Below are 15,048 nucleotides of genomic sequence, written 5' to 3' on the forward strand. Positions count from 1 at the left end.
GGCCGCCGAGCTCCTGGCCCGAACCACCGCCGGGCTGGCAACTCTGGGTGCCCGTCAGCGGGAACGCAGCGGCAGTCGCGCCCACCGGTGTAGCAGATCTCGGTTGTGACGAGCAAGATCAAGAGACAGAGCAGAGAAGCGCCCCTGGTTCGGGGGGTGAGAAGGAGACGGAAACGTTCGAAGCGCTGGAGGCAGAGAACGCGAGACTCCGCAGACTACTCGCGGACGCTTCCGAGGCGTACGAAATCACCGTTCAGCTCGATGACCAGAAGGTGCTGCAGGAAGTAGGCATCTACAGGTACCACCACCCTCTCGAGAACGCTTCGGCTTACCTGCCGCGCCTCCAGGACGTCGAGTCCCGCTCAGCGGCCCTGATCCGCGACGGCCATGCGATCGAGACATCAAATATGTTCACCTTCGACAACTCGCTGGCCAAGGGCCGGAAGATGTCCGCCGATCTAGCCAAGCTAATGCTCCGCGCGTACAATGCCGAAGCCGAGAACAGCGTCCGCACGCTGAAGGTCGGCAACGTCCAGACGGCCAAGAGGCGACTGGAAGCCTCCCGCGTCGCCATCGCTCGATTGGGAGCGATGATGCAGATGCGCATCAGCGATGCCTATCATTCGCTCCGTATCGAGGAGATCGAACTGACGGCCGACTGGCTCATGATGAAGCAGGAGGAGAAGGAACGGGAGCGCGAAGAGCGAGCCCGCCTCCGCGAGGAGCGGCGCGTGGAGAAAGAGCTCGCAGAGGAACGCGCCCGGCTCGACAAAGAGCGCGCTCTGCTCATGCAGACGATTGAGACTCTCACCGCTGCCGGGACCACGAACGATGACATTGTCCGGAGGCTCGCCGAGATCGACCAGGCGATTGCAGACAACGACTACCGTGCGGCCAACATCCGCGCGGGCTTTGTCTACGTCATCTCCAACCGAGGAGCCTTCGGCGCGGGGGTCGTCAAGATTGGTCTGACGCGTCGGCTCGATCCCACCGACCGTGTGAGCGAGCTCAGTGGGGCTTCCGTGCCCTTCCGCTTCGACATCCACACGGTCTACTTCTCCGAAGATGCTGTCACCCTCGAAGCCCATCTACACCGGCACTTTGCAGACCGAGCCATGAATCAGGCGAATGCCCGGAAGGAGTTCTTCTTCGCCACACCGGCCGAAGTACGGGACGTCCTAGCAGGCCAGGTCGGTAGTCTCCTTGAGTTCACGGAAGAGGCCGCGGCGACGGAATACTTCCAGTCGCTGGGCGCGTGGCCTCCGCAGCGAAGGGCACTAGACAACGGACTATAAGCTCCGCCTCGCTGGGGATGAGGTCCAGGCATGGGGACGTGCGCACTGTGACCGGCAGGCAAGCCCTGTCGCCGGGCGGGGACTCGTTGTCGGTCGTCGTGAATTCGTAGCAAATGCCCGCGTTCCTCCCTCTTGGCGCGGTGCTGTCTCTCAGGCTTTAGACGGGCCGATGCGCCAGCCGGAACTCCTGGAGGGCCATAAGCCTACTGCGGCCCCTAGCCCCCGGACGCCAGCTTCTCGGCTTCCGCGATCCGCGGGACAGTTCTGAGGTAGCTGTCCGGGTTCAGAGAGATCGAATCGATGCCCTCGCGGACCAGGAAGGCCGCGAATTCCGGGTGGTTGCTGGGGCCCTGCCCGCAGATCCCGATCTTGATCCCGGCGGCGTGCGCCTTGCGGATCGCCTCGCTGATCATGGCCATGACCGCCTCGTCGCGTTCGTCGAACAGCGCGGCCAGCTGCGCGGAGTCGCGGTCCACGCCCAGGACCAGCTGGGTGAGGTCGTTGGAGCCGATCGAGAACCCGTCGAAGCGGGTGGCGAACCGCTCGGCCAGGACCACGTTGGAGGGGATTTCGCACATCATGTAGACCTGCAGGCCGTGCTCGCCGCGGACCAGGCCGTTCTCCGCCATCACGGCCAGCACCTTGTCCGCTTCCTGCGGCGTCCGGCAGAACGGGACCATCACGATGATGTTGCTGAAGCCGATCCGTTCCCGGACCCGTTTCAGGGCCCGGCACTCGAGCGCGAAGCCGTCCCGGTACCGGTCGTCGTAGTACCGGGAGGCGCCGCGGAACCCCAGCATGGGGTTCTCCTCGGCCTCCTCGAAAGCTGAACCACCCACCAGGTGCGCGTACTCGTTGGTCTTGAAGTCGCTGAGCCGCACAATCACCGGGTTCGGGTGGTAGGGCGCGGCGATCTTCGCGATGCCCAGCGCCAGCGCGTCCACAAAGTAGTCCCGGGGGTCGGCGTAGCCGCGCGTCAGGTCCCGGATCTGCGCGGCCTCCTGGGGATTCGTGACCCGTTCCGGATGGACCAGCGCCATCGGATGGACCCGGATCAGGGCGCTGATGATGAACTCCATCCGGGCCAGCCCGACGCCGTCCGCGGGCAGCCGCCACCACTGGAAGGCGGCCGCGGGGCTGGCGATGTTAACCATGACCTTGGTGCGCGTCGAGGGCAGTTCACCCAGGTCCACCTCCTCGGTTTCGAACGCGAGCGTGCCGGCGTAGACGCGGCCCGTGTCGCCTTCAGCGCAGGACAGGGTCACCGCCAGGCCCTCGGCCAGCACCCCGGTGGCGTTGCCGGTCCCGACGACGGCGGGCACCCCCAGTTCCCGGCTCACGATCGCCGCGTGGCTGGTGGGGCCGCCGTGGTCGGTGACGATCCCGGCCGCGCGTTTCATGATGGGGACCCAGTCCGGGTCGGTCATTTCGGTGACGAGGATGGCGCCGTCGCGGAACTTCTCAATGTCCGCGGCGCTCCGGATCACACATGCCGTCCCCTGCGCGATGGAGTCGCCGATCGCGGCCCCGGTTGCGAGGACGGTTCCCGTTTCCAGCAGGTGGTGCAGGGTGAAGCGGGAGCCGGTTTTTAGTGACTGCACGGTCTCGGGCCGGGCCTGGACCATAAAGAGTTCGCCGGTTTCGCCGTCGCGGGCCCATTCCATGTCCATCGGCCGGCCGTAGTGCTCCTCGACGGTCACGGCCCAGCGGGCCAGGGTAAGGATCTCGGCGTCGGCCAAGACGAAGGCGCGGCGTTCGGCGTCGGAGGTGTCCACCGTCCTGGTGCGGGCGTGGCCGCCGCGGCTGTAGACCATCTTCTGTGCCTTGGAGCCGAGGGTCTTCTCGATGATCGGGCTGATCCCCTCGGCCGGGCCTTCCGCCGCGGCGGCGTCGCCGAGCAGCGGCTTGAACACGAGGTACTTGTCCGGGTTGATGCTGCCCTGGACCACGGTCTCCCCCAGGCCCCAGGCGGCGCTGATCACGGCCGCGCGCGGGAAGCCGGAGTCCGTGTCGATGGAAAACATCACCCCGGAGGCGCCGACGTCGGAGCGGACCATCCGCTGCACCCCGATCGAGAGCGCGACGTCGAGGTGGTCGAAGCCCTTGACCTCCCGGTAGCTGATGGCCCGGTCGGTGAACAGCGAGGCGTAGCAGCGCCGGCAGGCGTCCATGAGTTCCCGGTCGCCGGCGACGTTGAGGAAGGTTTCCTGCTGGCCGGCGAAGCTGGCGTCGGGGAGGTCCTCGGCCGTGGCGCTGCTGCGGACCGCGACGGAGGCCCGCTCCCGCCCGGCGCGCCGGCCCAGGTCCCGGTAGTGCGAGCGGATGGATTCGGCGATGTCCGCCGGGAACTCGCTGGCCAGGAACAGTTCGCGGATGGCTTCGCCGGTTTCGCGCAGCGTTGCGTCACCGGACCGGTAGGCCAGGATCCGCGAGCGCATCGCCGGTTCGATCCCGTTCGCCGCGATGAAGGTCCGGTAAGCCGCGGCGGTGGTGGCGAACCCGTCGGGGACCCGCACGCCCCGGGCCTTGAGGGACTGGATGAGTTCGCCCAGCGAGGCGTTCTTGCCGCCGACCTGGGGGACGTCGCCCATGCCGATTTCTTCAAACCACAGCACATGTTCGGGCATGCCGGCGCTCCTCGGGTGTTGGTCCGCCAATGGTCCGATCCTGCTTCCCGGCGCGGCGCGGGGTCAGAGGCTTTGGACCTTTTAGCCGGCGCTTAGGCGGCGGCGCTCAGGCTGTGCGGCCCGTCCTGCGGTGGCGGGCCGCCTTGTAGAGCCAGTCGGCGAGCAGGACGGCGGGGATCGCGGCGAGCGCCACGGCGAGGCCGCCGGGGGTCGGCGGGGCGTGGCCCAGCAGGGCCGCGAGCGGGCCCAGGAACAGGAAGACCGCCAGCAGTCCCAGCTCCGCCAGCACGGCCCAAAGCAGCAGCCGGTTCGAGAACCAGCCCAGCCGCCAGGGCGGGGAAGTGGCGCTGCGGCACGCGAAGGCGTTGGCGAGCTGGCCCAGGACCACGGTGGTGAACGCGGCGCCCGAGGCGGCCAGCAGCGCGTCCGACGGCGGCAGTTCGGCTCCCGGGCTCCAGCCGGCGCCGAAAAGCACCGCGGTGTAGGCGATCATTTCCATCAGGGCCTCCACCGGACCCAGCAGCCCGAACACCCGGACCATCAGGGCCCGGTCCATCAGGTGCCGGCGTTCCGGCGGCCGCTTCAGGGCCCCTTTGCTGGGCGCCTCGCTGCCGAGGGCCAGCGCCGGCAGCAGGTCGGTGCCGATGTCCAGGGCGAGGATCTGCAGCACGCTCAGCGCCAGCGGGAACCGCCCGCCGGACAGTGCCCAGAACACGAACGGTGTCAGCTCGGCGACGTTGTCCGTGAGGTGGTAGGTCAGGAAGCGGCGGATGTTCGCGTAGGTGGCGCGGCCCTGCTCCACGGCCGCGATGATCGTGGCGAAGTCGTCATCCAGCAGCACCAGGTCCGCCGCCTCGCGGGCCACGTCCGTGCCGCTGCGGCCCATGGCGACCCCGATATCCGCCTGCTGCAGGGCAGGTCCGTCGTTGACGCCGTCGCCGGTCATGGCCACCACGTGGCCGCGGTGCTGCAGCAGCCTGGCCACCCGGAGCTTTTGTTCGGGCGAGACCCGGCTGACCACGACGCCGTCGCGGTCCAGTAGCGCCGCCAGAACCTCGTCGTCCTCCGGCAGGGTGTGGCCCTCCAGCACCAGCTCCGGGGATCCGATCAGTCCGGTTTCGCGGGCAATGGCGGCGGCCGTGAAGGCGTGGTCGCCGGTGACCATGCCCACCTTGATGCCTGCCTCGCGGGCCGCCTGCAGCGACAGCCGCACCTCCGCGCGGGGCGGGTCGTGCAGGCCGATCAGGCCCAGCAGCGTCAGCCCGGTCTCCAGCTCGTCGGGCTTGCTGTGGGCGCCCGGCGGGCCCGGCAGGCTCCGCTCCGCGACCGCGAGGACCCTGAGCCCGCGCGAGGCCATCTGGTCCACCATCCCCACGGCGGGCCGGGCGCCGTCGTCGCCGCCATGGCCGCTGCATAAGGGGATCACGGACTCCGGGGCGCCCTTGACGAAGAGCGTGGTGCCGACGACCGCGGACTCCCGCAGCCGCCGGGGGTCGAAGGCGAAGCGGTGCGACGGCGTCCGCTCCCCCACCCGGCCGTCCGGTCCTGCCAGCCGGGCGGCGAGCGCATCGATGGCGGCTTCCATCGGATCGCCCTCGGCGATCCACTGTCCCTCGTGCGGCACGGCCCGGCCCACCGAGGCGGCGCGCGCGGCGGCGCTGAGCCGCTGCCCCGCCTGGTACGCGTCGGCCCCTGGCGGGCCGCCGCCGTCGCCGGTGACGTCCGCTTCCGGCACGTAGCCTTGCCCGCTGATGCCGAGCGGCCCGGCGGGCGTCCAGACCTCGACGGCGTTCATCCGGTTCTGCGTGAGGGTTCCGGTCTTGTCGGTGCAGATGAAGGTGGTGGAGCCGAGCGTCTCGACCGCCTGCAGGTTCCGCACCAGGGCCTTGCGCGAGGCCATCCGCTGCGCGCCGATCGCCAGCGAGAGGGTGACGGTGGGCAGCAGGCCCTCGGGCACCAGCGCCACGGCCACGCCGATCGCGAAGAGGAACGCGTCCCGCCACGAGATGCCGACCAGCAGCGAGAGCAGAAAGAACAAGGCGCCGATGCCCAGGGCCACGGCGGCGACGATCCGGACAATCCGCTGCAGCTCCAGGGCCAGCGGGCTCGGCGGCGCCGCGACCTTGCCGGTGAGCGCGGCGATCTCGGCGAGCCGGGTCCGTCCCCCGGTGCTGGCCACCACGCCTTCGGCCGTGCCGATGACCAGGAAGGTCCCGCCGAACACGGAGTCGCCGGCGGCTTTAGCCACCGCTTCGCTTTCGCCGGTGAGCATCGATTCATCCACTGTGCAGCCGGCGGCGAGGGCCAGCTTCAGGTCCGCCGGCACCCGGTCTCCAGCCACCAGCACGACGGCGTCGCCGGGCACCAGTTCGGTGGTGTGCACCTTAACGACGCGGTTGTCGCGGCGCACAGAGACCATGGCCGGAAGCAACTCGCGCAGTTTGGCGGCGGCGTGCTGGGCGCGTTCCTGCTGGATGTAGGCGAACACCCCGTTGACGATGATCACGACGATGATGGCGACACCCAGTTGCGGCATCCCGGCGACGAAAGCGAGGACGGCAGCCACCCAGAGCATCACGGCGAAGAAGTGGGTCAGCTCCGCGAGCAGCCGCCGCCAGCCGGGGACCCCGCGGACCTGGGGCAGCCGGTTGGGCCCGGCCCGTTCCAGCCGCCGGGCGGCCTCCGCGGAGCTGAGCCCGGAGATCCCGGGCGCGTAGCTCATGCTTCCGAGGATGCCCCCGGGCGTCGGCGCAGGTTAGGGCCAAAAGTCACCGGCGCCGTCGTTCAACCGCCTGCGTCAGTTGCCGGTGGCGGCCGGCGGCCGCTGCCGCCCCAGCGCGCGCAGGTACGCGCCGAACCCCTGCGGCGCCCGCGCCTGGGTCCGCCCGGAGGTCAGCACGCGCATGCTGTCCGTGGCGAGGACGGTGAAAGCGAGGCTGCGCAGGCCCTGGACGAGGGTGCGGTCCTCGTGCGACTCCTGTTTGGAGAAGCCGCCTGCGGCCAGGTAGGCGGAGGCCCGGACGCCGAAGTTGGCGCCGTAGATGTGCGGGTGGTTTTCCTCGAAGGGGTGGCGCTCCAGCCAGCGGCGCAGCAGTTCCGGGTCCATGCCCACGGGGTCCGGTTCCACCGAGCCCAGCACCGCGTCTGCTCCGGCCTCCGCGAACTCGAGCTGCCGGACCAGCCAGTTCACCGGGACCTGCGAATCGGCGTCGGTGTTGGCCAGCCAGGTCCGGCCCGGCCAGGGCGCCGGCCGGGAGCGCTGGCCCGGTGCCCGCCGGCCGCCGAGCACGGCGCTGCGGACGCCCGCCGCCCGGCTGGCGCCGGCGCTGCGCAGCCGGACCTCGAGTGCGCTGAAGCGCGGGTCGGCGTCGACGTACCCGGCCGTAATCGCGGCGGAGCGGTCGGTGCAGCTGTCCAGGACGACGGTCACGCTGACTGCTACCCCGGGCCGCTGCCGCTGCAGCTCGTCGGCGGCGCGCTGCACCGCCTGCAGCGCCTGCCCGAGGTGCTGGTCCTCGTTGTGGGCGGGCATGACCACGGCGACGGCGTCGATGCCGGGGCGCCGTTGCGGGGTCCTGGCCGTGCCGGCCGCTCCACTCACGGCAGCCGCTCCGGGGCGCGGAGAATTTCCAGCACGAAGTCGCGCTCCCGGTAGAGGCCGGCGTCGGCCCAGCGGAGCTGCCGACGGGCGGCGGCGTGGACGGTGTCGCCGTCGAGTTCCCAGCCGTCGATCGGGTGCCGCCAGTGGCATAGCGCCAGCGTGCCGCCGGGCAGCAGGGCGGCTTCCACACGGTCGAACAGGGCTGCCAGCTCCTCCGGCGCGAGGTAGTAGCCCACCTCGGAGACTACGATCAGGTCAAACGCCCCCTCCGGCCAGTCCTGCGGGACGGTGAGGTGGCGGGTCCTCGCGGCGGGCAGGTGCGCAAGCCGCCGGGCGGCGTGCGCCAGGGCGGCGCTGCTGGCATCGACCGCCAGGAAGCTCTCACAGCGCTCCGCGAGGTCCACGCTCAGGGTGCCGATCGAGCAGCCGATCTCCAGTCCGGCGGTGAAGGTCCGGGCGGGCAGCGCGGCGAGCGTCAGCGCGCGTTTGCGGTGCTCGTACCAGCTGGTGGTGTAATCCCAGGGGTCCTCGTCCCGGGCGTGGACGGCGTCGAAGAGCCCCTCGGCGTCCGCCGCGGCGTAACCGGGGCGGACGCCTGCGGGCGGAGCGGGCGCCTGCCAGGCGAAGGTTTCCCAGGGCCGGGAGAAATGCTCCAGGAACGCCGGCGGGAGCAGCACTTCGTCCCCCGGCCGGTCCGAGAGTGCCCGGACCTGGGAGGTGTGCGCCGCCATGGCCTGCGCCTTGGCCTGTTCCTCGGCCGGCGACAGCGGGATCCGCAGCCACGGCTGCCAGGCCGGATCCCCCGGGCTCGCCCAGAGCCAGTACCAGACCGGGTATTCCAGCAGCCCGTAGCCGGCCGCGGCGGCCGCCTCGGCGGCGGCGGCGCCCAGCGCGTCGTGGTCGGTGTGGCCGTCGTGCCGGTACGGCGCCACGAGGACGATCCGCTCCGCCGACCGTCCGGTGGCGGCCGCGGCGTCGCCGATGGCGGCCAGGACCTGCTCCCGGTGCCCGGCAAGCCTTCCGTCAGGGAGCCCGAGGTACCGCCACTCGGCGGTCGGGACAAGCTGGCCCAGCGCACCGGCGAACTCGCGCAGCCGCAGGGCTGACAGCTGATCCGGGGTGGTACTGGGCGATTCGGGGTGCGAGGCCTCCCCCGCCGTGCACAGCAGCACCCGGACCTCGGCGCCGAGCCCGTGCAGCCGGGCCAGCAGACCGCCGGCGCCGAGCGATTCGTCGTCGGGGTGCGCGGCCAGGACAATAAACGCCATGGCGGCCAGCTCCGTTGCGTCCAGCGGCAGTTCCGGCAGGGCTGCGACGCCGCTGCAGGCCCAGTCGGCCTCGGGCGTCCCGGCGTCGTGGTGCGTAAAGCTCACCATGGATGGTCCCCCTTGAAGGTCAGGGCCCCGAGCTGGGCGTCGTCGCGCATGGCGTGGTGCTGGCGGACGTAGAGCGAGAGGTCGGCCATGCGTTTGGCGTAAGGCTCGTCGAAAGCCAGCGGGCCGGGCCCGAGGTTCCGGCCCACCAGCGCCTGGATCCGGTCGGCGGCGGCGGCCACGCTGCCGCGCACGCGCAGCGCCTCACTCCACGCGCCGGGTCCGGCGAGTTCCCCGGCGTCGATCCGCGCCGCGGTCCCCGCGAGGTAGTGCAGCAGGCCCGAGATCGTGCGGTCGATTTCGCCGAGGTGCGCGAGGGCCAGCTGGTCCGGGTCGCGGCCGCCGTCGGCCGCCGTCTTGAGCGCGTCCGTGTAGCTGCGGGCCACGGCGACGGCGCCGCCGAGCCAGCAGGCGGCGACCCCCATCCCGCCCCAGGCGAAGCCGGGGCGCCGGTAGTACCAACCGGTGCCGCCGAGCGGCACGGCCGGGACGGCATCGAAGTGCACGGTGCCGCTGGGGATTTCGCGCAGGCCCCGGCTTTTCCAGAGCGGGTCCGCGAAGCTGACCCCGGCGGCGTGCAGGTCGACGGCGAAGGCAGCGCGGCCGCCGCCCTCCACGTGGGCGGTCAGCACGGCGTGGTCGAGCTGCGCGGCGATGGAACACCATGGCTTGGACCCTTGGAGGACGACGGCGCCGCCGGCCTCCTTGGCGTCCAGCGTCAGCCCTGGCGCCTCGGCGGCGAATACCCCCCATGTCCCGTCGAACGGGACGCTGTTTGCAGCCTCCGCCCCCGCCGCGGCCTGGGCGAGGATGGCGGCGGCGTCAAGGTGGGGCTCCAGGATCCGGCCGGCGGCGACGTCGACGGCGGTGACCGAGGCGAGGATCTCCCAGAGAAACGCGGTCCGGCCGGACCCGGGCTTGGGGGCGGTCTCCCCCAGATCTTTGGCAAGGGCCAGCAGTGCCGGGACGTCCCCGACGCCGGCCTCGGCGGCTTCCAGCAGCGGCCCGAGCCCGGCAAGATCTTCCGGGGAGGAGCTGATCCGCACGGCGTGGGGAGGGCGGGCGTCCTGGGTCGCGTTCATTCGGTGGCCTTTGTCCTTTGCGAAGTACGCCTGGTGCTGTCCGTGCCAACGGCTGTGGGCCTGAGCCGCCGTCGGATAAATCTAAGCATACTTAGCATTTTCCTGCCGCGCCGTGCTGCCGCCTGTTTAACGCACGAGGGCGAGCGCGAAGCCGTCCCAGCCCTTCGACCCGACCGTCTGGATCACGGTGGCGTCCAGCCGCGGGTCCTCCCCCATCATCTGCAGTGCCGCGACGATCCCCGGGGCATTGACGGGGTCCAATGCGGGCTCCAGCACCGCACCCTCCCAGACCACGTTGTCCATCACCACCGTGGTGCCGGGCCGGCCCAGTCTGATGGCCCAGTCCAGGTATTGCGGGTTGTTTTCCTTGTCCGCGTCGATGAACACGAAGTCGAAGGGTTCGGCGTCCTCGGTTTCCAGTTCGCGCAGTGTGTCCAGGGCGGCGCCCACCCGGATGTCCACGAGGTGGCCGAGGCCGGCCCGGTCGAGGTTCGCGCGGGCCACCTCGGCGTGCCGGGGCAGGTATTCGCAGGTGACGAGCCGGCCGCCGTCGGGCAGGCCCTGGGCCATCCAGATGGTGCTAAACCCGGCCAAGGTGCCGATCTCCAGGACCCGGCGGGCGCCGGAAAGCCGGACCAGCAGCTTCAGCAACTTGCCGGCGTTCGGGGCGACCTCGATGGGCGGCATTCCCGCCTCGAGGGCGGCTTCCACCGCGTGCCGCAGCGATTGATCGGGCTGGACCACGACGCCGGAGAGGTACTCCTCGACGGCGATCCAGCGGGACGTGGGCTGATGCTCGATCATGCGCCCAGTCTTCCAGTTGGCCCCGTCCGGCGGTAGGGCCGGGGCCGGGCGCAAACGCTGTCACATGACAATGACACGACACCGATCAGCGGTAGGGTAGCCATGACCAAGACTGATATTGGGGGAGCCGCTTCAGAGGTGAAGGACGTATGACAAGCACGGACCAGCCCACCAAGACCCCTCGCCCCTTGCCGGAAGCGCCGGAATGGGCGCGGCTGGAGGACCTGTCCATGACCCGGCTGCTGGACACTCCCCCCGAGGAGCGTTTCGACCGGATCACCCGGCTCGCCCAGAGGCTTTTTGGAGTCAGCGCTGCCAGCATCTCCCTGATTGCGGAGAACCGACAGTACCTAAAATCGTTTGTGGGTCCGCTCTCCCGCGAATCGGAGCGACGCCACACGTTCTGCACCGAGACGATTAAATCCTCCGAAACACTGATCGTGGAAAACGCACTTGCCGACGACCGCTTCAAGCAGAGTCCGCTGGTGACCGGCAATCCGCACATCCAGTTTTACGCGGGCCATCCGTTGACCGGCCCGGGCGGAACCCACGTGGGGACGTTCTGCATCATCGACCAGTCGCCCAGAACGTTCAGCGCGGAACAGCAGGAAATCCTTGAGGACCTGACGAAAATAATCCAGCGCGAGATGAACCTGTCATGGGACATCGACCACGGCGCCCGGGTGCAGAGGGCTCTGCTGCCGGCCACCCCCGAGCCCCCGGCCGGGTACTCGCTGGGCACGTGCTTCTACCCCGCTTCCGGGCTCAGCGGCGACTTCTACGAACTCGGAACGACGTCGGCCGGGCAGCTCCGCATCACCGTGGGCGACGCGATGGGCAAGGGCATCGGCCCGGGACTCGTGGCCAGCGCTGTGCACACCGCCTTCGTCAACACCGGGTGGGAGGCCGGCCCGGGCGCCATCTTCGAGGATGTGGCGGCGCGCCTCGACGAAACCCTGGCCCGGGTCGGATCCTACGCAACGATCTTCCACGCCGTAATTGACCCGCTCAGCGGGGAAGGCCGCTACGCGGACGCCGGCCAGGGGCTCAGTCACATCCTGCGGGCGGACAAGACCATCGATCGGCTCCCCCCGACCGGGCCTCCGCTGGGACTGATGCCCGGGCAGTCGTGGGACACGCGTCCTTTCAGTCTCGGCCCCGGGGACGCCATACTCATTCCGACTGACGGTCTCCTGGACCTGCACGGCGGTGACCTTGACCGCCTCACCGACGCCATGGCCGCGCACGGGACGGACGACCATCCCGATGCCGTCGTCAGGGCCCTGTGCGACCGGCGGGGGAAGCGCGTCATTCTGGACGACATCACCGCGGTCCTGCTGCGACGGGACGGCCACTTCCACGTGGGCCTTCCCGAAGGGGCACCGGGGTGAGCGACCCGCAAAGGTTTCCGGATTCCGACGGCGCACATGGCCTTGACCACCGTCCGGGCCTGAACCCGGTCTGGGTCCGGCTCCTCGTGGTGCTGACACTGCTCGCCGGAGTCAACTACGTCGCCTGGCGCTGGCTGGCGTCCCTCAACTGGGACGCCTGGTGGATTGCTGTGCCCCTGGTCGCCGCCGAAACCTACAGCCTGATCGATGTGCTGCTCTTCGGCATGACCGTCTGGCGGCTCAAGACCCGCACGGCCCCGGCCCCGGCGCCCGCGAACGCCACCGTGGACGTCTTCATCACAACGTACAACGAGCCCTTGGACCTGGTGATGACGACGGCCCTGGCCGCCCAAAAAATCCGCCACCCGCACAGCACCTGGATCCTGGACGACGGGGACCGGCCGGAACTCCGGGACCTGGCCGCGGCGAACGGCCTGGGCTACGTGACCCGCGGCGCGGCGTGGAGCGGGATGCCCCGGCACGCAAAAGCCGGAAACCTCAACAATGCGCTCATGCTGACCGAGGGCGAGTTCCTGCTGATCCTCGACGCGGACCAGATTCCTGAACCGGACATTCTGGATAAGACACTGGGCTACTTCAACAACCGCAAAGTCTCCCTCGTCCAGACGCCCCAGTACTTCAGCAATGTCCCGGCGGACGATCCCCTGGGCAGCCAGGCCCCTCTGTTCTACGGCCCCATCCAGCAGGGCAAGGACGGCTGGAACGCCGCCTTCTTCTGCGGTTCCAACGCCGTTCTCCGCCGGGAAGCCCTGATGCAACTGGGCCTGGTCGGATACGTCAGGGAAACCGAAAAGAGCATTCGGCGCGCGCTCAGTGCGTCCCAGGCCGCCATCCGCAAGGCCCGGAAAGCAGCCGCCGGCGGGCCTGCCCTCCTGCAGCAGACCCTCGACGAAGTCGAAGCGGCAACCCTGGAAGCACGCCGCAGGCTCGACGCCGGCGACTCCCTGAGCGAGATCACGTACCGCGCGCGGCTGCGGGTGGACCAGGCGGTCCAGGCGCTGGTGCTGGCCGACGTGTCCGCCCTGCAGGCCGACCTGGAAGAGATTGCCGCGCTGTCGCCCGTGGAGGTCGGCGAAGCCGGCGTGCCGGTGGTGACCGACGACGCCGTCCAACGGCTCGCGGCCCGCGACTGGTCCCCCCTCGGGGCCATCGAGTCGGTCCAGGCCGTACTGGACGCGTTGTCGGTGGAACGGACCGACGAGGCCCAGCCGGTGATGCCGCTCGCCACCATTTCCGTAACGGAGGACATGGCGACCTCCATGCGGATGCATGCCATGGGCTGGCAGAGCGTCTACCACCACGAGGTTCTGGCCCACGGGCTGGCCCCCGAGGACATCGGCACTATGTTGACCCAGCGGCTCCGCTGGGCCCAGGGCACGATCCAGGTGTTCCTGCGCGAGAACCCCCTGTTCCAGCGGGGATTGAAGCTGGGCCAGCGGCTGATGTACTTCGCGACCATGTGGACCTACCTCAGCGGTTTCGCCGCCGTCGTCTATTTCGCCGCTCCTATCATCTACCTGCTCTTCGGCATCCTGCCCGTCACCAGCCTCAGCGCGGACTTCTTCCTCCGCTTCATCCCGTTCATGGTGGTCAACCAGCTCCTCTTTGCCGTTGCCGGCAGGGGTATCCCCACCTGGCGGGGGCAGCAATACAGCCTTGCCCTGTTCCCCACCTGGATCAAGGCATGCACGACGGCGGCGCGGAACGTCTGGTTCGGACGGCCCCTCGGCTTTGCCGTAACCCCAAAGGACCGCCAGTCCGGAGGGCCACGCTGGAGCCTGATCCGCCCGCAGCTCGCCGTGTCCGTGGCCTTGTTCCTCGCTGCTGTGGTGGGGATTGGGCGGCTGGCGGCCGGAATGTCCGAACCCGTCGGCACCCTCGTCAACGTATTCTGGGTGGTGTTTGACCTGGTTGTCATGAGCGTCCTGGTCCGGGCCGTGCTCTACCGCGGCTACCCGGCCGGCGAAGGGGCCGCCAGCAGCACCGAGACCTCCTCTGAAAGGGCCCGCCCGTGGACCTGAGCTATGAAGTGAACGACAGCTACGCCGAAGTTTCCGCGGTCGGCCGGCTCAACATGGTGTCAGCGCCGAAACTCCGCGAAATGGTCGCGGACGTTGTCGCATCGGGCTCCGCCCGGATCGTGATCAATCTGGCCGAGACCTCCTTTATGGACTCTTCCGGCCTGGGAGCGCTTATTGGCTGCCTGAAGGCTGCCCGGCAAGCAGGCGGCGATCTCCGGATCGCCGCCGTCCAGCCGCAGGTCCAAATGGTCCTGGGGCTCACCAGCATGGACAAGATCCTGACCTCGTACCCCTCCGCAGCCGAAGCCTTTGGGGATGACTGACATCCTGGCCCGGCGGACGCTTCGCCAGGCGGCACTTCCGGAAGCCATCGAGGACGTCCATGCCGAACTCGATGAGCTGTGGGTTGACGCGGCCTTCGTCCCGGACATGGACCGCATGACGTTCGCCACGGCGGTCATCGAGGCTGCCAGCAATGTGGTCCAGCACGCTGTTCCCGAGTCCACCAAGCCGGTGGAACTCGGGGTGGATATCAGCGTCACGCCCGTCAGGCTGGAGGCCCGGGTCAGCGCCTTCGGTGCCGCCTGCCCGGACCCCATCGACACGGACGCCGCCATGCCTGACGAGGAAGCCGAATCCGGGCGCGGGCTCGCCCTCATCCGGGCCTTGGTCACCACCGTGACCTTCAAACGGCAGGACGGGACCAACACCTGGATCCTGTCACGGTCTCCGCTGCACGACTGAGCCAAACCTTCGACAATCCTAGGGAACCCCTGCCTCTTTTGGCTTCCGGTCCGGCCCGGTCCTTGCGGAGAATGGAGATGACGGGTTCC

11 protein-coding genes are annotated in these 15,048 nt (G+C 69.6%); 5 read left to right on the forward strand and 6 right to left on the reverse strand.

What is annotated here, in order from left to right; genetic code table 11:
- Positions 1-47 precede the first annotated feature (47 nt).
- Complete coding sequence (locus tag AC6I9V_RS07195; protein WP_497898880.1) at positions 48-1,295, forward strand: SNIPE associated domain-containing protein; 1,248 nt, start codon at positions 48-50, stop codon at positions 1,293-1,295.
- Between the two features lie 215 nt (positions 1,296-1,510).
- Here AC6I9V_RS07195 and ppsA read toward each other — a convergent pair whose 3' ends face one another.
- The 6 genes from ppsA to AC6I9V_RS07225 all read right to left on the reverse strand — a co-directional run bounded on the left by ppsA (position 1,511) and on the right by AC6I9V_RS07225 (position 10,782).
- A complete protein-coding gene (gene ppsA, locus AC6I9V_RS07200; RefSeq protein ID WP_497898881.1) occupies positions 1,511-3,922 on the reverse strand; it encodes a phosphoenolpyruvate synthase in 2,412 nt (803 codons plus the stop codon).
- A 106-nt stretch (positions 3,923-4,028) separates the two neighbouring features.
- Positions 4,029-6,644, reverse strand: coding sequence for a cation-translocating P-type ATPase (locus AC6I9V_RS07205; RefSeq protein WP_497898882.1), 2,616 nt, complete (start codon positions 6,642-6,644; stop codon positions 4,029-4,031).
- A 75-nt stretch (positions 6,645-6,719) separates the two neighbouring features.
- Positions 6,720-7,454 carry a glycosyltransferase family 2 protein gene (locus AC6I9V_RS07210; protein ID WP_497900275.1) on the reverse strand — a complete coding sequence of 245 codons (735 nt, stop codon included), beginning with the start codon at positions 7,452-7,454 and terminating at the stop codon, positions 6,720-6,722.
- Positions 7,455-7,519: 65 nt separating this feature from the next.
- Complete coding sequence (locus AC6I9V_RS07215) at positions 7,520-8,899, reverse strand: PIG-L family deacetylase (protein ID WP_497898883.1); 1,380 nt, start codon at positions 8,897-8,899, stop codon at positions 7,520-7,522.
- Positions 8,893-9,978 carry an acyl-CoA dehydrogenase family protein gene (locus AC6I9V_RS07220; protein WP_497898884.1) on the reverse strand — a complete coding sequence of 362 codons (1,086 nt, stop codon included), beginning with the start codon at positions 9,976-9,978 and terminating at the stop codon, positions 8,893-8,895. The genes AC6I9V_RS07215 and AC6I9V_RS07220 overlap by 7 nt, the downstream gene beginning before the upstream one ends.
- A gap of 126 nt (positions 9,979-10,104) precedes the next feature.
- Positions 10,105-10,782: an O-methyltransferase gene (locus tag AC6I9V_RS07225; RefSeq protein WP_349413198.1), complete on the reverse strand. Its 678-nt coding sequence runs from the start codon at positions 10,780-10,782 to the stop codon at positions 10,105-10,107.
- 149 nt (positions 10,783-10,931) lie between these two features.
- Here AC6I9V_RS07225 and AC6I9V_RS07230 point away from each other — a divergent pair, with 149 nt between their 5' ends.
- The 4 genes from AC6I9V_RS07230 to AC6I9V_RS07245 are packed head-to-tail and all read left to right on the forward strand — an operon-like array spanning position 10,932 to position 14,959.
- Positions 10,932-12,173, forward strand: coding sequence for a GAF domain-containing SpoIIE family protein phosphatase (locus AC6I9V_RS07230; protein ID WP_497898885.1), 1,242 nt, complete (start codon positions 10,932-10,934; stop codon positions 12,171-12,173).
- Positions 12,174-12,232: 59 nt separating this feature from the next.
- A complete protein-coding gene (locus AC6I9V_RS07235; RefSeq protein WP_497900276.1) occupies positions 12,233-14,215 on the forward strand; it encodes a glycosyltransferase family 2 protein in 1,983 nt (660 codons plus the stop codon).
- The gene (locus AC6I9V_RS07240; protein WP_497898886.1) at positions 14,206-14,538 is read left to right on the forward strand and encodes an STAS domain-containing protein; all 333 of its coding nucleotides are present in this window, start codon (positions 14,206-14,208) and stop codon (positions 14,536-14,538) included. Before AC6I9V_RS07235 ends, AC6I9V_RS07240 begins: the two co-directional genes overlap by 10 nt.
- On the forward strand, positions 14,531-14,959 hold the full coding sequence (locus tag AC6I9V_RS07245) for an ATP-binding protein (protein WP_497898887.1): 429 nt from the start codon (positions 14,531-14,533) through the stop codon (positions 14,957-14,959). Before AC6I9V_RS07240 ends, AC6I9V_RS07245 begins: the two co-directional genes overlap by 8 nt.
- The last annotated feature ends 89 nt before the right edge of the window (positions 14,960-15,048 follow it).

The sequence above is a fragment of the Arthrobacter sp. SlRoot2-15 genome (assembly GCF_059739345.1).